This is a genomic window from Streptomyces sp. NPDC037083 (genome assembly GCF_055606485.1).
The window spans coordinates 637,615-659,590 of sequence record NZ_JBVJSQ010000001.1; the positions used below are offsets into that span (position 1 = coordinate 637,615).

Genomic DNA, 21,976 nt, shown 5'->3' on the forward strand with positions numbered 1-21,976 from the left:
CGTACGGGGCGGGACCGCGCACCTGACGTGCGCGAACGTGATCGATGATGTTGCACTTGCACAACACCTGCGGAATGCCTGGGAATGCGGCTGGACAACAAACCGGCCATTGCAGAACGATTGAGGCCACAGTGCCGCGGGCAGTACCGGGGGGACGACCGCATCTGTAGAACCTTCCTCCGAGCCAGGCCGCGCGTCCCCGCACTCGAGTGCACACGGAGGAAGGACCGCCATGAGTTTCGGCGACCCGAACAACCCCTACGGCCCGCCGCAGGGCCAGCCGCCCGGCTACCCGCCGCAGGCTCCGCCGCCCCAGCAGCCCGGCTACGGCTATCCCACCGCTCCCCAGGGCCAGCCCGGCTACGGCTACCCGCAGGCCCCGCCGGTCCCCCAGGGGTACGGCTACGGCGTCCCGCAGGAGATGCCCGGCCTGGTCAAGACCGCCCGGGTGCTGCTGTTCATCGTCGCGGGCTTCCAGTTCCTGGCCGGCGTGTTCATCGGCATCGGCGCCGGCGTCGTGCAGGACACGTCCAACTCCTTCGGCTCCGGCGACGACAGCAGCACGGCGACCGGCGTCCTCATCGGGCTCGCGCTGCTGATGCTGGCGCTGGGCAGCCTGTCGATCTTCCTGGGCGTCAAGTTCAAGAGCGGCCGCGGCGGCATCCGTGTCACCACGATCGTCTACTCCTCGCTCATGATCCTGGGCAGCCTCGCCAACATCGTGAACGGCGCGGGCGGTTCCGCCACCTTCGGCGGCGTCATCTCGCTGGCCTTCGGCGGCATCATCCTCTCCGCGATGATCAGCGGCGGGGCCTGGTTCAACCGTCCGCGGTACTGACCGCGAGTCGAACGCCGGTCGCGCGGACACCGGAGGCGCGATGACCCGTGAGGCGCAGGAAGAGGGAGAGGGGCGGCCCGGCATACTGCCGGACCGCCCCTCTCCTGTCGTGTGCCCGGGTCGGCAGTGTGCCCGGGGCAGCGGTACTGCCCGGGGTCAGTGGAAGAAGTGCCGCGTCCCGGTGAAGTACATCGTCACGCCGGCCTTCTTCGCGGCCTCGACGACCAGCTCGTCACGGACCGAGCCGCCCGGCTGGACCACGGCCTTCACGCCCGCCTCGAGAAGGACCTCGAGCCCGTCCGGGAAGGGGAAGAAGGCGTCGGAGGCGGCGTACGCGCCGCGCGCCCGCTCCGCCCCGGCCCGCTCGACGGCCAGCTTCGCCGAGTCGACCCGGTTGACCTGCCCCATGCCGACGCCGACCGAGGCGCCGTCCTTGGCGAGCAGGATGGCGTTGGACTTCACGGCCCGGCACGCCTTCCAGGCGAAGGAGAGGTCCGCGAGCTCCTCGGCCGACAGCGCCTCGCCGGTCGCGAGGGTCCAGTGGGCCGGGTCGTCACCCTCGGCCTGCAGCCGGTCGGTGACCTGGAGCAGCGCGCCGCCGCCGACGGGCTTGAGCTCGACGGGAGCCGCGGGCCCCTGGGGCGCCTTCAGCACCCGGATGTTCTTCTTCTTGGTGAGCGCCTCGAGGGCGCCCTCCTCGTAGCCGGGCGCGACGATGACCTCGGTGAAGATCTCGGCGACCTGCTCCGCCATCTCCTTGCTGACCGGCCGGTTCACCGCGATGACGCCGCCGAACGCCGACAGCGGGTCGCAGGCGTGCGCCTTGCGGTGCGCCTCGGCGACGTCCGCGCCGACGGCGATCCCGCACGGGTTGGCGTGCTTGATGATGGCGACGGCCGGCTCGGCGTGGTCGTACGCGGCACGGTGCGCGGCATCCGTGTCCGTGTAGTTGTTGTACGACATCTCCTTGCCGTGCAGCTGCTCGGCCTCGGCGAGGCCGGCGCCGCTGCCGTCCACGTACAGGGCGGCCGGCTGGTGCGGGTTCTCGCCGTAGCGCAGGGTGCTCTTGCGCTCCCAGGTCGCGCCGAGGAAGTCGGGGAACCGCGACTCGTCGACGGGCGCGTAGGAGGACGCGAACCAGGAGGCCACGGCCACGTCGTAGGCGGCGGTGTGCTGGAACGCCTCGGCGGCGAGCCGCTTGCGGGCGGCGAGGTCGAAGCCGCCGTCGCGGACGGCCGCGAGGACGTCGGCGTAGCGCGCCGGGCTGGTGACCACGGCCACCGAGGGGTGGTTCTTGGCGGCGGCGCGCACCATGGACGGGCCGCCGATGTCGATCTGCTCGACGCACTCGTCGTCGGAGGCGCCCGAGGCGACGGTCTCGCGGAACGGGTACAGGTTGACGACGACCAGGTCGAACGGCTCGACGCCGAGCTCCGCCAGCTGCCGCCGGTGGTCCTCCAGCCGCAGGTCGGCGAGGATGCCGGCGTGCACCTTGGGGTGCAGGGTCTTGACCCGGCCGTCCAGGCACTCGGGGAAGCCGGTCAGCTCCTCGACCTTGGTGACGGGGACGCCGGCGGCGGCGATGCGGGAAGCGGTGGACCCGGTGGAGACGAGCTCGACCCCGGCCTCGTGCAGCCCGCGCGCGAGCTCTTCCAGACCGGTCTTGTCGTAGACGCTGACGAGCGCGCGACGGATGCCCCGCTTGCTGCTCTCGGCCGTGACAGTGCTGTCGGCGGTCACTGGATAACTACCTTTCGTCCCTCAATGCGATAGCCGTTGCGGGCGAGCCGCCCCACGACCTCGACGAGCAGCCTTCGCTCGACTTCCTTGATGCGCTCGTGCAGAGCGCTTTCGTCGTCCTCGTCCCGTACCTCGACCACGCCCTGGGCGATGATCGGTCCGGTGTCGACGCCGTCGTCGACGAAGTGGACGGTGCAGCCGGTGACCCGGGCGCCGTACGCGAGCGCGTCCCGTACGCCGTGCGCCCCGGGGAAACTGGGCAGCAGGGCGGGGTGGGTGTTGACGAACCGCCCCCCGAACCGGGCCAGGAACTCCTTCCCCACGATCTTCATGAAGCCTGCGGAGACCACGAGGTCGGGCTCGTGGGCGGCCACGGCCTCGGCGAGGGCGGCGTCCCACTCCTCCCGGCTCCCGAAGTCCTTGACGCGGCAGACGAAGGTGGGAATGCCGGCCCGCTCGGCGCGGGCGAGTCCTTCGACGGCCCCGCGGTCGGCTCCGACGGCCACGATCTCGGCGCCGTAGGCCTCGACGCCGGAGGTCGCGATGGCGTCGAGGAGCGCCTGCAGATTCGTACCGGATCCGGAGACCAGCACGACGAGGCGCTTGGCCACGGGCTTGGCGGCCACGGTGGGGCCCTTTCTCGGGGAAGCACGTACGGGATGGCGGGCTTGCGCGGGCTTGGAACGCGGGCTTGTACTTTCGTACGAATGCATCGCGCCCCCGGATACGGGGAAGCCTACGAAGCGGCCGACCGTCAGCAACGATACCGGCACACGGGACAGCCCCCACGGGACGGGGGCGTGGCCGGAAGGTAGCGTCTGCGAGGAGCGGGATGAGGAGCGGGATCGGGAACGCGGCCGTCGTGCGAGGCGTTTCCCAAGTGACAGCCACATCCGCTCACGCCAGACAGCCGTATCACCTAGGGGAAGACGCTCACTTGATGCCGGACCGCAGTCTGCGACTCCTCATGCTCCCCCCGCAGTCACCGCAGGGAGGGGAGCGCGGCGTCGTGCTGCTGCGAGAGCGCCCAGCCTCTCCTCCGGACGCCCCGTCGGGCGAGAACAAGCCGCCCGAGGACGACAACCCCTTCGCCCCGCCGCCGGAGGGCGCCCCCGACCGCCCCTGGCAGCCCCGGCGCCCGACGGGCGGCGCTCCCGAGGGCGAGCGCTCCCCGTGGGGCAGCCAGTGGAGCGACCAGCAGCCCGGCCGCTCCCCCGGCGGCTTCGGCGAGCGCCCCGGCGGCGCCCCCGAGAACGGCGGCCCCGGCGGCAACGGCGGCACCGACCCCGGCAAACGCTGGGACCCGACGGACCCCGCCCAACGCCGTGCGCGCTACGCCCTGCTCTGCGGTATGTGGGCCTTCTTCTTCGCCCTCTTCGGCTGGCCCTACGCGGCCCTGCTGCTCGGCGCCCTGGCCCTGAACTGGGGCATCAGCGCCCTGCGCGCCAAGCCCCGCACCCCGGACCCCGACACCCCGCCCGCCCCCGAGACGAGCGGCCGCCCCCAGCGGACCGCCGCCATCAGCGGCCTGGTCACCGCCTCCCTGGCCCTGGCCCTGGTCGCCGCGAGCTTCACCGCGCAGCTGGTCTACAGGGACTACTACACCTGCACGAACGACGCCCTCACCAACGAGGCGAAACAGTCCTGCAGCGACCTGCTCCCCAGCCAACTCGAAAAAATCCTGGGCGCAAACGCCTGAGGTCCCTTCGGGGCCGAAGCAGGGGCCCGGGGGCCAACCCACCGTCCTTCAGCCCGTCCGGCGCTCGAGGACGAAGCCCTTCCGGGGCCGAAGCAGGGCCCGAGGGCCAACCCACCGTCCTTCAGCCCGTCCGGCGCTCGAGGACGAAGCCCTTCCGGGGCCGAAGCCGGGGGGCTGGGGGCGGCAGCCCCCAAGGGTCGGGAAAGGGAAGGGAAGGGGCGGCGGGGGCGAACCCCCTCGACGGTCACCGGCCCGGCCCCGCATCCCCCTCGCCGCCGACCTCCTCCACCCCCGCCTCCCGCAACGCAGCCCACCGAACCTCCCGAGCCACATCCCACTCCACCGGCCCGACGGGCAGCCCGGCCTCGTCAGGCCCACCGATCTCCAGGTCCCCCACGATCGGCAACCTCCCGACGACGACGTCATCGTCATCGTCATCGACGTCGTCATCCACGTCGGCATCCCCCTCGGGCTCGGCATCCGCATCCGCGTCGGCGGACAAGACCCCCGCGGCCACGCCGACCCCCGCAACCCCAGCAACCGCCGCCCCCGCCGCCCCCGCGCCCCTCGCGTAGTCGTACGGCTCCTTCGCGCCCGCACGAACACCCCTCGCAACAACCCTCCGCTCCCGCCACCCCCGAACCGCCAGGGCCACCGGCACCCCCACCCCCACGACCCACAACACCACCGCACCCCCGACCTGCCACCACACCGGCCCGAACCGGGCCAACGCGGCAACGCCCAGCGGCCCGCCGGCCGCCCCAGCCAGCGCCGCCATCAACACCCCGCACCCCACCCCCGCCAGCACGACGACCCCCGCAGTCCTCCCCCGCGACCACCCGCCCCCTCCGCCGGCGCCCCCACCACCCCCGCCCTTCAGCCGAGCCGCCCGCACACCCCCCGGCGCGCCCGCGGCCCTCGCGGCCCCCGCCGCCCTGGCCACGAACACCCCCACCGTCACCCCCGCCGCCACCGGCACCACCCCCGCCGCCCAGTTCCACGGCGTCCCGCCCCCCGGCTCCGGCACCGCCGCCAGCAGCGGAAACGACGGCAGCAGCGGTGCGGGGTCGGAGGACAGGGGCGCCACCACATGCCCCACGCCGAGGAAGTAGCCCGGTCCCAGGGCGTACGCCGCACCCCACACCGCCGCGTTCGGCACCAGCGCCACGCACAGCAGGAGCACCGCGAACCGCCCCGACCACCCCTCCGTCAGCTGTACGAACGCCGTGCGGGCCACCGCCAGGTGCCACACCGACGACGCCGCGACCAGCAGCGCCCCGCCCCCGGCGAGCACCACCGCCCCGGCCCCCGCCGCCCGCCCGGCGGCGCCGAGCCGTTCGCGTCCGTCCGCCCCGAGGAACAGGCCGCGCAGCCCTCGGGGCAGCAGGAGCAGCGCGCCGTCCGCCTGCCCGTGCGGACTGCCGTGGGCCGACCACACCCCCGCCCCGGCGGCCAGCACGGCGACCGCCGGCACGCAGACGGCCGTCCAGCCCCACGCGGGCCGCAGCGATGCGCCCGCAGCGGCGTAGAACGCGGCGCCCACGCCGACGGCGAGGTATCCGGCCACGACGCCGGTCCACGCCGTACGGCCGCTCACGAGGACCCCGCCGCCGTGACCGCCGCCGACTCCGCCGCCGTCCGCGCCGATCGCGCCCTCCACCGCGTCCCGCGCGGCGCGCCGCACCAGCCACACCGGCAGCGCGAGCAGCAGCAGCGGTGTGACGCCGACCGGGGCCGGGACCCCGGAGAGCGTGTCGACGCGCACCAGTTCCGCGCCGTGGGCCAGCAGCCACAGCGCCGCGGCGACGTGCAGCGCGCCGCCGGGCCCGCTGTCGGGGTACGGGGAGCTGATCCACAGCACCATCACGAGCACGGCGAACGAGCCGAGGCCGAGTCCGGCTGCGAGCACGCCTCCCAGGAGGCCGTCGGCCAGTCCGGGCGACCGGTCGCGCATCCGGGTGGGCAGGGACGACAACGACAGCCGACGAGCGGTCATCTGGATCACGACGGCCATGCTCCCAACGACACGCGCTTTCCCGTCGTAACGGGCGAAGTTCCGCCGTGTCGCTCAATATACGTTTATGTACTTTTTTGCGCGGCGGACCAGGCAGACAGGGCGAGCAAGGTGACGGACACCCAGGGAGCAGCGTCTCGACCGCAGGTGACGGTACGCCTCGGCAAGAAACGGCCGGAACCGCCCCGCAGCGCGTCGAAGCGTCTCCCCGCCGCGCTGCGGTCCGCTCACGAAACCGCCGTCGGCATGGTTCCCTTGACGCCCGCTCAGGCCTTCGACGCCCTCTACGCGTTCTGCGCCCCCGCCCTGGTCCGGCAGACCTACCTGCTCTGCGGCCGCCGCGAGCTGGCGCGGGAATCGGTCGAGCGGGCCTTCCAACTGGCCTGGCAGCGCTGGCCCGAGGTGGCCAAGGACCGGGATCCGGCGGGCTGGGTACGGGCGACGGCGTACGAGTGCGCGCTCTCCCCCTGGCACCGCTTCCGCCCCCGGTACCGCCACCCGGAACCGCCGCCCGCCGACGCCTCCGACCGCGCCCTGCTGGACGTCCTCCTGACGCTCCCCCCGCCGTACCGCCGCACGCTCTTGCTCTACGACGGCGTCGGTCTCGACCTGCCCGAGACCGCCGCCGAGACGGAGGCGAGCACGCGCGCCGCGGCGAACCGGCTGCTGCACGCGCGGGAGTCGGTCGCCGCCCGGCTGCCCGAGCTCGCCGACCCCGCCGAACTGCACCAGCGGCTCGCGGAGGTGGCGTCCGCCGAACGGCTGCGCGCGGCCAAGCCGCCCGCCGTGCGGCTGGCCAGCGAACGGCGGGCCCGGTTCTGGACGAGGGCGGCGATCGCGTTCACAGTCGCGATCATCGGCGCGACCGCGCTGACCCTGCATACGGCCCCGACCCGGTACGAGCCCCCGGTGCCCCCCGGCGAGACCGTGCGGGGGATCCCGCCCAGGGCGGCGCCGGGCACGCTCTCCAACGCGGAGCTGAACCTGCGGGCGAAACTGCGCTCGGCGACCGTCCACGGCCCGCAGAGGCTGCTGCCGGAACCGAGGTGACCGCGCCGGTCCGGTGAGAACGCCGGTGGGCCCGCCCCCCACGAGAGGGGGGCGGGCCCACCGGCGTTCGGCTGTGCGTTCGCTCAGCCGGCGGCGAGGATCTCGCGAGCCAGCTTCGCCGTCTCGGTCGGCGTCTTGCCGACCTTGACGCCGGCGGCCTCGAGGGCCTCCTTCTTCGCGGCGGCCGTGCCGGAGGAGCCGGAGACGATGGCGCCGGCGTGGCCCATGGTCTTGCCCTCGGGCGCGGTGAAGCCCGCGACGTAACCGACGACCGGCTTCTTCACGTTGTCCTTGATGAAGGCCGCGGCCCGCTCCTCGGCGTCGCCGCCGATCTCACCGATCATGACGATCAGGTCGGTGTCGGGGTCGGCCTCGAACGCGGCGAGCGCGTCGATGTGCGTGGTGCCGATGACCGGGTCGCCACCGATGCCGACGGCGGACGAGAAGCCGATGTCACGCAGCTCGTACATCATCTGGTACGTGAGCGTGCCGGACTTCGAGACCAGGCCGATGCGGCCTGGCTTGGTGATGTCGCCCGGGATGATGCCGGCGTTCGACTGGCCCGGGGTGATGAGACCGGGGCAGTTCGGGCCGATGATCCGGGTCTTGTTGCCCTTGGACACGGCGTACGCGTAGAACGCGGCCGAGTCGTGGACGGCGATGCCCTCGGTGATGACGACCGCGAGCGGGATCTCGGCGTCGATCGCCTCGACCACGGCGGCCTTGGCGAACGCCGGCGGCACGAAGAGGACGGACACGTTCGCGCCCGTCTTCTCGATCGCCTCGGCGACCGTGCCGAAGACCGGGATCTCGGTGCCGTCGATGTCGACGGACGTGCCCGCCTTGCGCGGGTTCACGCCACCGACGATGTTCGTGCCGTCGGCCAGCATGAGCTTGGTGTGCTTCATGCCCGTGGCACCGGTCATGCCCTGGACGATGACCTTGCTGTCCTTGTTGAGGAAGATAGCCATGGCTGTGTCTGTCCCTCTTCCTTACTTCGCAGCCGCGAGCTCGGCGGCCTTGTCGGCCGCGCCGTCCATGGTGTCCACACGCTGCACCAGCGGGTGGTTGGCGTCGGAGAGGATCTTGCGACCCAGCTCGGCGTTGTTGCCGTCGAGGCGGACGACGAGGGGCTTGGTGACTTCCTCGCCCTTGTCCGCGAGCAGCTGCAGCGCCTGGACGATGCCGTTGGCGACCTCGTCACAGGCGGTGATGCCGCCGAAGACGTTGACGAACACGGACTTGACGTCCGGGTCGCCCAGGATGATCTCCAGGCCGTTCGCCATGACGGCCGCGGAGGCGCCGCCGCCGATGTCGAGGAAGTTGGCGGGCTTGACGCCGCCGTGCGCCTCACCGGCGTACGCGACGACGTCCAGGGTGCTCATGACGAGACCCGCGCCGTTGCCGATGATGCCGACCTCGCCGTCGAGCTTGACGTAGTTGAGGTTCTTCGCCTTGGCGGCGGCCTCGAGCGGGTTGGCCGCGTCCTTGTCCTGGAGGGCCTCGTGCTCCGGCTGACGGAACTCGGCGTTCTCGTCGAGGGAGACCTTGCCGTCCAGGGCGATGACGTCACCGGAGGCGACCTTGGCCAGCGGGTTGACCTCGACGAGGAGCGCGTCCTCGGCGATGAAGGTCTTCCACAGGGTGACCAGGACGTTCGCGACCTTGTCGGCCACCTCGGCCGGGAAGTTCGCGGCCTCGACGATCTCGCGGGCCTTCTCGGGGGTCACGCCCTCGTTGGCGTCGATCGGCGTCTTGGCGACGGCCTCCGGACGGGTGGCCGCCACCTCCTCGATCTCCATGCCGCCCTCGACGGACGCGATGGAGAGGAAGGTGCGGTTGGCGCGGTCCAGGAGGAAGGAGACGTAGTACTCCTCCAGGATCTCCGGGGCCGTCTCGGCGATCATCACCTTGTGGACCGTGTGGCCCTTGATGTCCATGCCGAGGATGTTGGTGGCGTGCTCCACGGCCTCGTCGGCCGAGGCGGCGAGCTTCACACCGCCGGCCTTGCCGCGGCCGCCGACCTTCACCTGGGCCTTGACGACGGACTTGCCACCAAGACGCTCGGTGGCTGCGCGGGCCGCCTCAGGCGTGTCGATGACTTCACCGGCCAGCACCGGTACATCGTGCTTGGCGAAGAGGTCCCTCGCCTGGTACTCGAACAGGTCCACGCGCTTCCGTCCCTATCAGTGATCTCGCGGTTCGTTGTCTGCGTGGGCGTGCCGCGAGGGCAACGTGACGTCCGACCGGTGTCTGTCACAAGGGAGGCGCACACGGTGTCCGAGCGCGCGGCATGTCCGTCTCGCAGGTTATCGCTGCTTGCAGGAGGCCCCTAAATCGAGGGTCACACCTGAGCGGTGATACCTGTCACATGATGCCGGGATCACTGACACCCCGTGCCGGATGTGAGGACGGGGGCGAGGGCCTCACCGGGTTGGGGTTGGCCCGGTGAGGCCCTCTGATCAGCCCCTGAGGGGCTCAGGGCGGACGGTCCTCACCCCAATGAGGACCGGTCCGCCCCGACCGTGCGGGTTCGGCCGGACAGACCGACGGCTTTCGGCCGTCCGGGGCCGCACCGCACGGAGTCGGTGGGTCAGCCGCCGTAGGCGGTGACCGATGCGGCGACGCCCCGCACACCGCTCACGGCGTGCCCGGCCAGCGGGGCGCCGGTGTCCTGGACGGTCCCCGCCAGGTCCTGGGCGAGCGGCGCCGCCGGGCCGGCGACCCCGTGCCCGAAGGAGACGGCCTCGCCGCCGACGCCGTACGCGAACGGCGTGACATCGCCGCCCACGCCGTACGCCAGCGCCGCACCGCCGTCGGCGACCGGCCGGACGGTCCCGGTGACGGTGTCGACGACCGGCCGCACGGCGCCGGCGACCGTGTCCGCGAACGGCGGCACCTCGCCCGCGACGCCGTGAGCGAGGCCGTACGCGTGCCCGGTGACCCCGTGCGCGAGCGGCGGGACGGCCCCGGTCGCCGCCTCGGCGAACGGCCGGACGTCGCCCACGACGCCGTACGCCACGGCTCCCGCGTCCACGACGGCCTGCCCGGCGACCGGCGTCACGCCCTCCACGACGGTCCGCGCCACGGGCGGCAGCACGGCCTCGACGGCTCCGGCCTCGACCTGCGCGGCCACACCCGCCGCATAGGCGGGCGCCTGGGCCGCGACGCCGTGGGCGTGCCCGGTCGCGGCGTGACGGGTGTCGTCCACGGTCCGCACGAGGCCGGTCACGGCCCCGGCGGCGACGGGCGCCACGCCCCCGACGGCGTTCTCGGCGATCGGGACCGCCCCGTGCACGGCGGTGGCCGCCACGGGCGGGACGACCGCGGTGCCGGCCCGCCCGACGACCGGGGTGACCGTGCCCGTGACGTGGCTCGGGACGTCGCCCACGGTGGCGTGGGCGACGGACGCGACAGTCGTGGCCTCGCCCTGGGCGACTGCGCGGGCCTGCTCCAGCTCGGGGGCGAAGGCGGAGAGGGGGCCGAAGAGGAAGTCGACCGCGCCCTGCTCGCCGTGGCCCGCACGACCCACGTGAGCGGCGCTTGCGTCGAGGCTGTCGCTACGGTCCAGGCCGGTCTGCGCGAGGTTCGCCGCGCCGGTGACCGCGTTCTGCGCTCGTGCGGCCTTGGCGCCCTGGATCGCCCTGGCGGCACCGCCCTTCGCCTTCGCCGCCTGCGGGACGGCGGTGTCGGCGGCGGCCTGGACGGTGGGGGCCGTGGGGGCGACGGTGTCGCTGATCCGGGCGACTGCACCGGTGGTGAGGGCCGTGCGGGCGGTCCGGGTGACGGTGTCCGTGCGGACGTCGGTCACATCGGTCACGTCCGTCACATCACTCACGTCTGCCACATCTGTCACGCCTGTCACGTCCGCTGTCGTCGCGTCCGACGTGGACACCGACGAGACGGGCAGTTCGTCGGCCTCGGCAGCGGCCGAGCCGAGCGCCCACGCGCCGGTGACTCCGGCGGCTATGACCAGGGAACGGCGGATGTTCTTGTTCATTGCGTGCGTCAAATCCTTCGGGGTTCCAAGACGAGGAATCCGGGCGAGGGGAGGCAGAGCTGCTCCACCCCGCACGGCGGGTCGGGGACGGGGGCGAGCCGCCGTCCCTAACCGGGGAAGACCGGAACGTCCCGGTACCTGTCCTGCGTCTCGGCCACGTCGGAATCCACCGGGTTGCCGAGGGCCGGCCGCAACGGCAGTCGGTGCCACGGCGTCACGGCGTGCGCGTCGCCGTGGCGCGACGCACCGCTGTCCAGTGCCGGCCCGCCGGCCGGAGTGCCCGGGCCACCGGCGGGCCCGTGCTGCGCGGGCACGGGGGCGTGCGCAGCACGGACTTGCCCGACGCGGGCGTGCGCGCGGTGAGCGTCGCCGGTCGAACCGCCGGCCGCGGAACCCACCGGCCCGTACGACTCCGCACCCGTCGCCGATGACGATGACGATGCCGGGACCGCCGAAGCGTGCGCCGCCTCCCGGCCCACCGGTGCATGCCCGCCCGACGACGGCGCCGGGACCACTTCGGACAGACCGGGGAGGCCGGAAACACCGGGGAGGCGGGGCAGATCGGAGGTGCCGGGGAGCGCGGGAACCTCGGGGAACTCGGAGGCGCCCGGGCCGGGGAACTCGGGGAGCTCGGAAACACCGGGGAGGCCGGGGAGCTCGGAGACACCAGGGAGGCCGGGAAGCTCGGAGACACGGGGGAGGACGGGGAGCTCGGAGACGCCGGGGAGCTCGTGGAGTTCGGGGAGTTCGGATACGGCAGGTGGCTCCGACACGATCGGCGCCTCGAGCCGCACCCGCACCTGCGTGCGCACCTGCGTCGAAGCCCGGGTCAGCTCCTCGCTCACCGCCGCCACGGCATCGTCCGAGCCCTGACCCGCAGTCGGAGTAGGAGTCGCAGTCGCAGTCGCAGTCGGCGCTGAAGGAGCCGAAGAGGTGGACGGCGCGGCGCTGTTGACCTCGGCTCCACGGGTCCCGGTCAGCGCGGCCGGCGTCGGCACGCCCTCCGCCGCATGCGCCTGCTCGCCGCAGAGGAACCCGAGCGCGAACAACCCGGTCACCAGCAGCGCCAGTTGCAGCACACGCCGCCCGGCCGCCGTGCGCAGGACGCGCAGAGCGGCGACAGGCAGGGCGGTGAGCCAGGTCAAGAGGGGAGGTTCCTCCCGTGCGGCGGAAGCGTGCCCCCGATCCTGTCATGCGGGTCCCGCGGTTGTGCAAGCCCCCTGTTACCGATGGGTAGTCATGTCGCCCCTGTCCCCTTTGGTCACACGGTGTCCGGCACGGGCAGCGGACGTTTCTCGATCGCCGCCGCCATGACCTCCGGAAACAGATCGGGGGTGCAGGCGAACGCCGGTGTGCCCAGCGCCGCGAGAGCGGCCGCGTGCTCCCGGTCGTAGGCCGGAGCGCCTTCGTCCGAAAGGGCCAGCAGCGCGACGAACTGCACGCCCGACGCCTTCATCGCCGCGACGCGCTTGAGCATCTCGTCGCGTATGCCTCCCTCGTACAGGTCGCTGATCAGCACCACCACCGTCTCCGCCGGCCGGGTGATCTGCGACTGGCAGTACGCGAGCGCCCGGTTGATGTCGGTGCCGCCGCCGAGCTGGGTGCCGAACAGAACGTCCACCGGGTCGTCGAGTCTCTCGGTGAGGTCGGCGACCGCCGTGTCGAACACGACGAGCCGTGTGCTGATGGAGCGCATCGACGCCAGCACCGCCCCGAACACCGACGCGTACACCACCGACGACGCCATCGACCCCGACTGGTCGATGCAGAGGACCACCTCCTTCTTCATGGACTGCGAAGCCCGTCCGTATCCCACGAGCCGCTCCGGCACGACCGTCCCGTATTCGGGCAGGTAGTGCTTGAGGTTGGCGGCGATCGTGCGGTTCCAGTCGATGTCGTGGTGGCGCGGGCGGCTGACGCGCGCGCTGCGGTCGAGCGCGCCGGTGAGGGCGGCCCGGGTGCGGGTGGCGAGCCGCTTCTCCAGGTCCTCGACGACCTTGCGCACGACGGCCCTCGCGGTCTCCCGCGTGGTCTCCGGCATCGCCTTGTTGAGGGAGAGCAGCGTGCCGACGAGGTGCACGTCGGCCTCGACCGCCTCGAGCATCTCCGGTTCCAGCAGCAGTGACGACAGCCCGAGCCGGTCGATGGCGTCACGCTGCATGACCTGCACGACGGAGGAGGGGAAGTACGTCCGGATGTCCCCGAGCCAGCGCGCCACGGACGGCGCCGACGCCCCCAGGCCCGCCGATCGGTCCCGCCCGGTGGGTGCCCCCTCCCCCTTCCCGTAGAGCGCGGTGAGCGCCCCGTCCATCGCCGCGTCCCGCCCGGAGAGACCGTGCCCGGTGCCGTCCGCCGCGTCGCCGCCGAGCACCAGCCGCCAGCGCCGCAGCCGCTCCCGCCCGGACTCCGTCTCCGCCACGCCGTTCGCCGTCATGCCCCCACCCCCGCAAGCTCGCCGCTCTCGCCGCAGTTGCCGCTGCCGCCGCCATGGCCGCTGCCCGTCTCATCCGTCTCGTCCGGGTCGCCCGTCCCGCCCTGGGCGCCTCCGTTGCCTCCGTCGCCCGCGTGGCCTGCGTCGCCTGCGTCGCCTGCGTCGGAATCGTCGGGGTCCAGGCCCAGCAGCAGACGCACCACCGGCAGGACGGCGTCCGCCCGCGTCTCGTCGAGCCCGGTCGCGAACCCGGGTGTCCCCGCGCGCGCCCCCGGCCCGCTCCCCCGGTCCCCCGGGCCGCGCCGGACCAGTTCGCCCAGGGTTCTGCGCACCCCCGGCTCGTACGCCGAGAACGTCCGCCGCAGCAGCGGCAGCACGTCCGTGAAGGCCTCCGCGGGCACCGACGTCAGCCACCCGTCGACCAGGGCGAGCAGCTGTTCGTCGTGCACGAGGAGCAGGCCGCCCCCGGAGCCGCCGCCGACGAAGCCCTCGATCCAGGCGGCCGCGTCACCCGGTGGCGTCCCGGGCGACAGGGCGAGCCCCATCAGCCGCGCCGCCTCGCCGGGGTCGAGCTCTCCCTCGTCCAGGAGAAGTCGCACGGCGCGCCCCCGCACGACCCCCGGCACGCTGTCCCGCCCGGCCAGCACCCGCAGCACGGCACGCCAGCGGGCCGGGAGATCCGGGCGCCCGTCCAGCATCCCCACCGCCGCGTGCACCGCGTCCACATGGCGGCGCATCTCGTCCGCCGCGTCCGCGTCGAGCGCGGCGCAGGCTGGGGGCAGACCGACGAAGATCCGTTCGGCGAGGCCCGCCGCCACCTCCGCCAGCGCGCCCGTGTCGGTGCCGCGCACGTCGCCGTAGCGCAGGGAGCGGGCCAGGGCGGGGAGGGCCTGGGCGAGGTGACCGACGTCGGTGTCGAGGGCCGCCCGGTCGGCGAGGACCCGCATCACCGTCGGCAGCGCGTCCGGCAGTCCGGCCAGGAGGCAGCGTTCGGCGAGCGCGGTCACCTGGGCGAGGCCGTGCGCGGCGACGGCCTCCGCCTCCGCCTTGGCGGTGGCCGCGACGAGCACGGTCGTCCCCCACACCCCGGCCTCGGCGACCCGCACGGACAGCTCCGGTTCCCAACGCAGCCGCCAGGTCTCCCGGAACGTCCCCGTGCTGCCGCGCGAGGCGGCCGGCTCGCCCCATTCGACGTGCAGCAGCCGCAACCGGTGCAGCAGCCTGCTGCGCTCGGCGTCGTTCTCCTTGCGCAGGTCGAGCGCCAGTTCCCGCTCCGCCGCCTCCGGTCGCAGCCGCAGCCGACGCTGCAGCCGGTCGAGGTCACGCTGCAACGGCACCGCGGGCGCCCCGGCCGGCACCTCGCCCAGCACGTCGCCGACGACCAGCCGGTCGCGCACCAGCGCCAGCGGAACGTCCGAGCCCTCGCACAGCACCGCGCGCACGGCGTCCGTCGTCTCGCTCAGCCCGGGCAGGGGCCGCCCGCGCAGCGCGGCGAGCGTCTCGGCGAGCCGGACCGCCTCGATGACGTGCGCCGAGGACACGATCCGGTCCTCCTCGCGCAGCAGGACCGCGACCTTCGTCAGCCAGCGCTCGACGGGCCGGTCCGGCGCGCCGAACAGGTGGGCGTACCAGCCGGGCGAGTCGATGCCCGCGCCGTACCCCCCGGCGCGGGCGAGCCTGCGGTGGGTCCACGGCACCCAGGTCAGGTCGGCCCTGCCCTTGGGCAGCCCCTTGAGCAGTGCCCGGTCGGCGGTGACGGCGACCTTCCGGCGCAGCGCGGGCACATGCCACGCCCCGCACACCACGGCCACCGCGTCCGCCCCGAACTCCCTTTGCGCCGCGCGCACCTGGATGCGCATGTACGCCTCCCGCACGAGGTCCCGGTCGGTCCCGTCCCCTCCGGCGTCGTGGTCGTACGTCTCCCGCAGCGCCCCCATCGCCTCCTCGAGCGCGACGAACGGCGCGAACGGGTCCTTCGTTCCGGTGCCCCGATGCTCGACGACGTCCTCCCACCAGCGCTCGGGGTCGTCGTACCCGGCGACCTCGGCGAGTGTCCCCAGCGGATCGACCCGCAGCGCGGCACGGCCCCGGGCGCCGCCCGCACCCCCGTCTCCGCCCGCACCCCCGCTTCCGGCCGCACCCCTGCTTGCGCCGTCGTCTCCGGCGCCACCGTCCGCCCCCTGCGCACGGCCCGGCTCCTCGCCGCCGGGGCCCTCCCCGACCCCCGCTCCCGCGTCGTCGCCCGCCGGTGTCCCGGTGGCGGGCGCCTCCCCGAGCCCCGGCCTCCCGTCCGCGCCCCCCTCCCCGCCCTCTGCGCTCTCCGGGGTCTCCGGGGTCTCCGGGGTCTGCGCCCCCTCCCCCTCCCACGCCAGCGTGTGCGTGGCCGGGAGGTCGATGAACCGGGCGGGAACCCCGTGCTCCAGCGCCCAGCGGAGCGCGACCCACTCCGGGGAGAACTCGGCCAGCGGCCAGAAGGCCGACCGGCCGGGTTCGTCGACGGCGTGGGCGAGAAGGGCGACCGGCGGTCGCATGTCCTCGTCCGCGGCCAGCGGGATCAGCGCGTCGGCCTCCGGCGGGCCCTCGATCAGCACGGTCCGCGGCCGGGCGGCCTCCAGAGCCGCCCGTACCGCCCGCGCCGATCCCGGCCCGTGATGACGCACCCCGAGCAGCAACGGCCGCCCCGCCCTCGGGTCCCGGCCGCCGCCGTCCAGGCCCGGCGCCCCTTCCGCCCTCACCTGCGAGGCCACTTCGTGTCGTCGGCCACAACCGCCGCTCCGTCTCCGTGGGCCCCCGCCCAGGTCGCCTTGTGCCTGTTCACGCGCTCACCTCCCGGCAGGCCCGGTAGAAGTCCGTCCAGCCCGCCCGTTCACGCACGACCGCCTCCAGGTACTCCTGCCAGACGACCCGGTCCGCCGCCGGATCGCGGACGACCGCGCCGAGGATGCCTGCAGCGACGTCCGCCGGCCGCAGCACGCCGTCACCGAAGTGGGCGGCCAGCGCGAGGCCGCCGGTGACGACGGAGATGGCCTCGGCCGTGGACAGCGTGCCGCTCGGCGACTTCACCTTCGTGCGGCCGTCGGCGGTGACGCCGTCGCGCAGCTCACGGAAGACCGTCACCACCCGGCGGATCTCCTCGAAGCCGTCCGGAGCGGCCGGCAGTTCGAGGGAGCGGCCGAGCTGGTCGACGCGCCGCGCGACGATGTCGACCTCGGCCTCCACGCTCTCCGGCAGCGGCAGCACCACCGTGTTGAAGCGTCGGCGCAGGGCGCTGGACAGCTCGTTGACCCCGCGGTCGCGGTCGTTGGCCGTGGCGATGAGGTTGAACCCGCGTACGGCCTGCACCTCCTGCCCCAGCTCCGGTATCGGCAGCGTCTTCTCGGAGAGGATGGTGATCAGCGTGTCCTGCACGTCGGCGGGAATCCGGGTCAGCTCCTCCACTCGGACCGTGGCCCCCTCCGCCATGGCCCGCATGACGGGGCTGGGCACCAGCGCGTCCCGGCTGGGCCCGTGCGCGAGCAGCTGCGCGTAGTTCCAGCCGTAGCGGATCGCCTCCTCCGGGGTGCCCGCGGTGCCCTGCACCAGCAGCGTCGAATCCCCGCTGACGGCCGCGGCCAGGTGTTCGGAGACCCAGGTCTTGGCGGTGCCCGGGACCCCGAGCAGCAGCAGGGCCCGGTCGGTGGCCAGGGTGGTGACGGCCACCTCGACGATGCGGCGCGGGCCCACGTACTTCGGCGAGATCGCCGTGCCGTCCGGCAGGACGCCGCCGAGGAGGTAGGTGGCCACGGCCCACGGCGACAGTTTCCACCGGGCCGGGCGCGGCCGGTCGTCCTGCGCCGCCAGCGCGGCGAGTTCGGCGGCGAAGGCGTCCTCGGCGTGCGGGCGCAATGCCTCCGACGGCTCGTTGCCACTCGGTTTCACGGACGTCGGATCTACGGACACAGACATGGCTGAGGCCCCCTCCAGCTCGGCCGGTTCGGATCTGGTGTCCACCGTGCACCACGCCACTGACAATGCGATCTGACCTGCTAAAACGCCGTCGTGGCCGCGTTCGCCGAGGGCGCGTCGGACGGATTGTCAGTGGGGGGATCTACCTTCGATGTCATGACTCAGCAGGGGGTGCGCTGGACCGTGGACCAGGTGCTGGCACTGGCGCCTGATCCCGCGTCACGCAAAGCGGGAAGCAAACTCGGCGCGGCCGGACCGTGGTCCGGGACGGGGAGTTCGCAGGAGGGGGCGGTGTGGGGTCTGTGCAAGGGCAGCGGCAGCACGCCGTACCGGACGGTCGTCGACGTCGTGCCCTCGCCCGACGCCTCCGGCCCGGCGTTCAAGTGCAGTTGCCCGAGCCGTAAGTTCCCGTGCAAGCACGCGCTCGGGCTCCTGCTGCTCTGGTCGGGCGGGGAGGGGGCGGTGCCGACCGGGCAGGCGCCGGACTGGGCCGAGCAGTGGCTCGCGGGCCGCAGACGTGCACAGGAGAAACGCGAGGCGGGGCCGGCGGGTTCCGCGTCCGGTCCCGCCGATCCGGAGGGGGCGCGCCGCCGAGCGGAACGCCGCGCCGAGCGGATCACCGCGGGGGCCACGGACCTGGAGGAGCGCCTCGCCGATCTCCTGCGAACCGGCCTGGCCACGGCCGAGCGGGCGGGGTACGGGATGTGGGAGGAGACCGCGGCCCGCATGGTCGACGCGCAGGCGCCCGGCCTCGCCGCCCGCGTAAGGGAGTTGGGGGCGATCCCCGCCTCCGGACCCGGCTGGCCGGTGCGGCTGTTGGAGGAGTGCGCGCTGCTCCATCTCCTGGACCGGGGCTGGCTGCACCGCGAGCGGCTGCCGGACGCCCTGGCGGCGACGGTCCGCACCCGCGTGGGCCTGCCCTCGACCCCGGAAGGGCCACCGGTCCGGGACCACTGGCTGGTCCTCGCCCAGTACGACAGGAGCGACACGAAACTGACGACCCGCCGCATCTGGCTGTACGGCGCCGCCTCGGGGCGCACCGCGCTCCTGCTCTCCTACGGAGCCGCGGGCCGCGCCCCCGAGCTCACCCTGCCCGTGGGCCTGGCCCTCGACGCCGAACTGTCCGCCCACCCGGGAGCCGGGGGGCAACGGGCGGCGCTCGGCGAGCAGTTCATGCCGCCCGCCCCCGCCGGGACCCGGCCCCCGGGCACGACGACGACCGAGGCGGCCGCCCGGTACGGCGCGGCCCTGCGCGACGACCCCTGGCAGGAGTCCGTGCCGGTCACGCTGGCCGACGTCATACCGATCCCGGACGGCGACACCTGGCAACTGGCCGACGCCGCGGGCGACACGGCGCTGCCCCTCACCCCGGCCGCGGTCTCGCGCCCCGGCCTGTGGCGTCTGGTCGCCCTCTCGGGCGGCGCCCCCGTCACGGTCTTCGGCGAGTGCGGCCACCGCGGTTTCACCCCGCTGACGGCCTGGCCGACGGGCCCAGGAGAGGCGGTGCGCCTGTGCTGAACAGCCCACCGCCCTCGCCCGCCCCGGCCAGGACGACAAGAACCCCGGCCACGCCAACCCCAGCCCCATCGGCATCGGCATCGGCATCGGCATCGGCAACAGAAGGGAGTTTCATGAACGCAGGCTCGCCCCTCTCCCCGTCGCCCTCCTGGGAGGACCTGGTCACCGCGGCCCTCCTGGGCACCGACCGTCGCACCCCCCAGGGCACGGCCCCCGGCCGGAACGCTCCGGCGGCCCTGCTGGACGCGGCGGCCGCGGAGACGGTCCGTCGGCGCGCCGGCCTGCGCCCGGGCCCCGCGGCGCCGCGCCCGGAACCGGCCGCCGTGGACCCTCGCCCGGCGCTGCCCCTCGCGGCGGCCCGCAGACTCGCCCTTCTCCTGGCCGACCGCCCCGGCGTGGCGGGAGGCGGCCGGAGGGGGACGGCTCCCGATCTCATCGAACTGCTGCCCCAGTGGCTGACGGCGGTCAACGCCAGGGGGTTCGCCGCACCCGCCGAGTCCCTTCCCGCGCTGCTCGACGCGGCACGCGCGCGTACGGACCTGCGTCCGGCGGCACTGCAGTTCGCGGGTTCCCGCGCACTGTGGCTGGCCCGGCTGAACCCGGACTGGCGGTTCGCCCTGCGCGCGGCCCCGGGCGGCGGCACGGCTCTGCCGGGTCCGGAGGAGACCGCGCGCATCGAGGAGCTCTGGCGGGAGGGCCTGTTCGCCGAGCGGGTCTCGCTCCTGGCCTCGATCCGCTCCCGTGACCCCGACGCGGCCCGCGCACTGCTCGTGTCCACCTGGGCGACCGAACGCGCCGAGGACCGGCTGATGTTCCTCGACTCCCTGCGCACCGGCCTCGGCCCCCGGGACGAGCCGTTCCTGGAGCAGGCGCTGGCCGATCGAAGCCGCAATGTGCGGGCCACGGCCGCGGAGCTGCTGTCGGCGCTGCCGGAGTCGGCGCTGGCCGCGCGGATGGCGGTCCGGGCGGGCGCCTGCGTGGCCGTCGACCACACCGGGGACACGCCGACGCTGGTGGTGGAGGCGCCGCACGAGTGCGACGCGGCCATGGAACGCGACGGCGTCTCGCCCAAGGCTCCGCCCGGCCGGGGCGAACGGTCCTGGTGGCTCGGCCAGTTGGTGGAGGCGACCCCGCTCTCCGGCTGGCCGGCCCGTCTGGGCGGCCGGACGCCGGAACAGATCGTGGCGTTGCCGGTCGCCGACGACTGGCTGGGCGAACTGCATGCCGCCTGGTGCCGGGCGGCCGTGCGACAGCGGGACGCCGACTGGTCGCGGGCGCTGCTCGGCCCGCCGTCGGCGCCGGGCGCGGGCGGTCCCGGCGCGGTCTCCCTCGCCGAGCGGGCGAAGTTGCTGGGCACCCTGGCGGCGGCCGAACGGGCCGACTGGGTCGCCGGTTTCATCGCGGCGCACGGTCTGTCGGAGGCGTTCCAGCTGCTCGGCGTCTGCGCCGTCCCCTGGTCCGCGCCACTCGGCCGGTCCGTGGTCGACGCGCTCAACATCGCACGCGACGCGGGAAGTTACCCCTGGAGCTTCAGCGGCGTCATGGGCCTGGCCGAACGCTGCCTCGACCCCTCGGAAGCAACCCGGCTCGACGCCCTCCTGGCAACACCGGACGAACCACAGGACGCCGCGCCGGGCGCAGGCGGCTACTGGGCAGAGGCCTTCCAACGACTGGGAAGAACCCTACGGCTGAGAGCGGTGATGACAGAGGAACTCGCCTCTGCCTGAGGGGCCCGGGTCCGAGGCTGAGGCCGGTGCCGGTGCCGGGGTTGAGGCCGGTGCCGGTGCCGGAGTTGAGGCCGGTGCCGGTGCCGGCGCTGAAGCCTGTGCCGGGTCCGGCGCTGAAGCCTGTGCCGGGTCCGGCGCTGAGGCCTGTGCCGGCGCTGAGGCCTGTGCCGGGCCCGGGGTTGAGGCCGGTGCCGGTGCCGGAGTTGAGGCCGGTGCCGGCGCTGAGGCCTGTGCCGGGCCCGGAGTTGGGGCCGGTGCCGGTGCCGGGCCAACCTGATGGGGACCGGGGCATATGTCGAACTGGGTGCGCGCGGTCGGACGGTCCGGAAGCCCGGGCCCGGATCCTCAAGCCCGTCCGAGTCGAACCAGGACCATCCGGCAACCCAGCCCCGGACCCAGACCTCCAAGCCCGTCCGGCGTTTGAGGACGAGGCCCCTTCAGGGCCGAACGGGGGTCTGGGGGCAGAGCCCCCAGGGCCGGTCACCCCAACCCACCCGCACCGCACACGAGCCCGCACCGTACACCGGCCCGCACCCCACACGAGCCCGCACCGCACACCGGCCCAAGCGCCGCAGGCTCACGCGACCTGCCGCACGTTGGCCCGGACCCAGTCGACGATCGACGCGGTGGTCGCCCCGGGAGTGAAGATCTCCGCGACGCCCTTCTCCTTCAACGGCGCGATGTCCGCCTCGGGAATGATCCCGCCGCCGAACACCAGGATGTCCTCCGCGTCCCGTTCCTTCAGCAGCTCGATCACCGCGGCGAAGAGCGTGTTGTGCGCCCCCGACAGCACGGACAGACCGATCGCGTCCGCGTCCTCCTGGATCGCGGTGTCGACGATCGCCTCTGGCGTCTGGTGCAGCCCGGTGTAGATGACCTCCATGCCGGCGTCGCGCAACGCCCGAGCGATCACTTTGGCGCCGCGGTCATGGCCGTCGAGTCCCGGTTTGGCCACCACCACGCGGATCGGACCGGCTGCCACACCCATCACTGCCTCCATGAAGCGACTGCGTC

The 21,976-nt window shown here is 73.9% G+C and carries 16 protein-coding genes; 5 read left to right on the forward strand and 11 right to left on the reverse strand.

Annotation, left to right across the window (positions count from 1 at the left end; all coding sequences use genetic code 11):
• Window positions 1–232 precede the first annotated feature (232 nt).
• Complete coding sequence (locus tag ACZ7DE_RS02960; RefSeq protein WP_470757269.1) at window positions 233–838, forward strand: hypothetical protein; 606 nt, start codon at window positions 233–235, stop codon at window positions 836–838.
• A 156-nt stretch (window positions 839–994) separates the two neighbouring features.
• On the opposite strand, the gene purH is transcribed toward ACZ7DE_RS02960, so the two are convergent.
• Both purH and purN read right to left on the reverse strand, forming a co-directional pair.
• Entirely contained in the window at window positions 995–2,578 is a 1,584-nt protein-coding gene (purH, locus tag ACZ7DE_RS02965) for a bifunctional phosphoribosylaminoimidazolecarboxamide formyltransferase/IMP cyclohydrolase (RefSeq protein ID WP_470757271.1), read from the reverse strand.
• Window positions 2,575–3,204, reverse strand: a complete 630-nt coding sequence (gene purN / locus ACZ7DE_RS02970; protein WP_470757273.1) for a phosphoribosylglycinamide formyltransferase — start codon at window positions 3,202–3,204, stop codon at window positions 2,575–2,577. The genes purH and purN overlap by 4 nt, the downstream gene beginning before the upstream one ends.
• A 314-nt stretch (window positions 3,205–3,518) precedes the next feature.
• Here purN and ACZ7DE_RS02975 point away from each other — a divergent pair, with 314 nt between their 5' ends.
• Entirely contained in the window at window positions 3,519–4,277 is a 759-nt protein-coding gene (locus ACZ7DE_RS02975; RefSeq protein ID WP_470757275.1) for a hypothetical protein, read from the forward strand.
• Window positions 4,278–4,521: 244 nt separating this feature from the next.
• Here ACZ7DE_RS02975 and ACZ7DE_RS02980 read toward each other — a convergent pair whose 3' ends face one another.
• On the reverse strand, window positions 4,522–6,291 hold the full coding sequence (locus ACZ7DE_RS02980) for a cell division protein PerM (RefSeq protein ID WP_470757277.1): 1,770 nt from the start codon (window positions 6,289–6,291) through the stop codon (window positions 4,522–4,524).
• Between the two features lie 147 nt (window positions 6,292–6,438).
• On the opposite strand from ACZ7DE_RS02980, the gene ACZ7DE_RS02985 reads away from it, so the two are divergent.
• Window positions 6,439–7,341: an RNA polymerase sigma factor gene (locus ACZ7DE_RS02985; protein ID WP_470757974.1), complete on the forward strand. Its 903-nt coding sequence runs from the start codon at window positions 6,439–6,441 to the stop codon at window positions 7,339–7,341.
• A gap of 83 nt (window positions 7,342–7,424) precedes the next feature.
• Here the strand turns inward: ACZ7DE_RS02985 and sucD are convergent, their stop codons facing one another.
• The 7 genes from sucD to ACZ7DE_RS03020 form a co-directional block, all read right to left on the reverse strand.
• Window positions 7,425–8,312, reverse strand: a complete 888-nt coding sequence (gene sucD / locus ACZ7DE_RS02990) for a succinate--CoA ligase subunit alpha (RefSeq protein WP_351351869.1) — start codon at window positions 8,310–8,312, stop codon at window positions 7,425–7,427.
• 21 nt (window positions 8,313–8,333) lie between these two features.
• The gene (gene sucC, locus ACZ7DE_RS02995; protein ID WP_470757279.1) at window positions 8,334–9,512 is read right to left on the reverse strand and encodes an ADP-forming succinate--CoA ligase subunit beta; all 1,179 of its coding nucleotides are present in this window, start codon (window positions 9,510–9,512) and stop codon (window positions 8,334–8,336) included.
• A 422-nt stretch (window positions 9,513–9,934) separates the two neighbouring features.
• The gene (locus tag ACZ7DE_RS03000) at window positions 9,935–11,341 is read right to left on the reverse strand and encodes a hypothetical protein (RefSeq protein WP_470757281.1); all 1,407 of its coding nucleotides are present in this window, start codon (window positions 11,339–11,341) and stop codon (window positions 9,935–9,937) included.
• Between the two features lie 107 nt (window positions 11,342–11,448).
• A complete protein-coding gene (locus ACZ7DE_RS03005; protein WP_470757283.1) occupies window positions 11,449–12,486 on the reverse strand; it encodes a hypothetical protein in 1,038 nt (345 codons plus the stop codon).
• A gap of 116 nt (window positions 12,487–12,602) precedes the next feature.
• The gene (locus ACZ7DE_RS03010) at window positions 12,603–13,775 is read right to left on the reverse strand and encodes a vWA domain-containing protein (RefSeq protein ID WP_470757285.1); all 1,173 of its coding nucleotides are present in this window, start codon (window positions 13,773–13,775) and stop codon (window positions 12,603–12,605) included.
• The gene (locus tag ACZ7DE_RS03015) at window positions 13,772–16,444 is read right to left on the reverse strand and encodes a DUF5682 family protein (RefSeq protein WP_470757976.1); all 2,673 of its coding nucleotides are present in this window, start codon (window positions 16,442–16,444) and stop codon (window positions 13,772–13,774) included. The genes ACZ7DE_RS03010 and ACZ7DE_RS03015 overlap by 4 nt, the downstream gene beginning before the upstream one ends.
• A 142-nt stretch (window positions 16,445–16,586) precedes the next feature.
• Window positions 16,587–17,717, reverse strand: a complete 1,131-nt coding sequence (locus tag ACZ7DE_RS03020) for an ATP-binding protein (protein WP_470757287.1) — start codon at window positions 17,715–17,717, stop codon at window positions 16,587–16,589.
• A 156-nt stretch (window positions 17,718–17,873) separates the two neighbouring features.
• Here ACZ7DE_RS03020 and ACZ7DE_RS03025 point away from each other — a divergent pair, with 156 nt between their 5' ends.
• Together ACZ7DE_RS03025 and ACZ7DE_RS03030 are read left to right on the forward strand one after the other, a co-directional pair.
• Window positions 17,874–19,235, forward strand: a complete 1,362-nt coding sequence (locus tag ACZ7DE_RS03025; RefSeq protein WP_470757289.1) for an SWIM zinc finger family protein — start codon at window positions 17,874–17,876, stop codon at window positions 19,233–19,235.
• A gap of 113 nt (window positions 19,236–19,348) precedes the next feature.
• The gene (locus ACZ7DE_RS03030) at window positions 19,349–20,962 is read left to right on the forward strand and encodes a DUF5691 domain-containing protein (RefSeq protein WP_470757291.1); all 1,614 of its coding nucleotides are present in this window, start codon (window positions 19,349–19,351) and stop codon (window positions 20,960–20,962) included.
• A gap of 577 nt (window positions 20,963–21,539) precedes the next feature.
• Here the strand turns inward: ACZ7DE_RS03030 and ACZ7DE_RS03035 are convergent.
• Window positions 21,540–21,950: a cobalamin B12-binding domain-containing protein gene (locus ACZ7DE_RS03035; RefSeq protein WP_470757293.1), complete on the reverse strand. Its 411-nt coding sequence runs from the start codon at window positions 21,948–21,950 to the stop codon at window positions 21,540–21,542.
• Window positions 21,951–21,976 lie beyond the last annotated feature (26 nt).

What these genes read in the sequence shown, in the direction of transcription:
- ACZ7DE_RS02960 (WP_470757269.1), top strand. Translation starts at nt 233, where the DNA reads ATGAGTTTCGGCGACCCGAACAACCCCTACGGCCCGCCGCAGGGCCAG.
- ACZ7DE_RS02975 (WP_470757275.1), top strand. Translation starts at nt 3,519, where the DNA reads ATGCCGGACCGCAGTCTGCGACTCCTCATGCTCCCCCCGCAGTCACCG.
- ACZ7DE_RS02980 (WP_470757277.1), bottom strand. Translation starts at nt 6,291, where the DNA reads ATGGCCGTCGTGATCCAGATGACCGCTCGTCGGCTGTCGTTGTCGTCC.
- sucD (WP_351351869.1), bottom strand. Translation starts at nt 8,312, where the DNA reads ATGGCTATCTTCCTCAACAAGGACAGCAAGGTCATCGTCCAGGGCATG.
- ACZ7DE_RS03000 (WP_470757281.1), bottom strand. Translation starts at nt 11,341, where the DNA reads ATGAACAAGAACATCCGCCGTTCCCTGGTCATAGCCGCCGGAGTCACC.
- ACZ7DE_RS03010 (WP_470757285.1), bottom strand. Translation starts at nt 13,775, where the DNA reads ATGACGGCGAACGGCGTGGCGGAGACGGAGTCCGGGCGGGAGCGGCTG.
- ACZ7DE_RS03020 (WP_470757287.1), bottom strand. Translation starts at nt 17,717, where the DNA reads ATGTCTGTGTCCGTAGATCCGACGTCCGTGAAACCGAGTGGCAACGAG.
- ACZ7DE_RS03025 (WP_470757289.1), top strand. Translation starts at nt 17,874, where the DNA reads ATGACTCAGCAGGGGGTGCGCTGGACCGTGGACCAGGTGCTGGCACTG.
- ACZ7DE_RS03030 (WP_470757291.1), top strand. Translation starts at nt 19,349, where the DNA reads ATGAACGCAGGCTCGCCCCTCTCCCCGTCGCCCTCCTGGGAGGACCTG.
- ACZ7DE_RS03035 (WP_470757293.1), bottom strand. Translation starts at nt 21,950, where the DNA reads ATGGGTGTGGCAGCCGGTCCGATCCGCGTGGTGGTGGCCAAACCGGGA.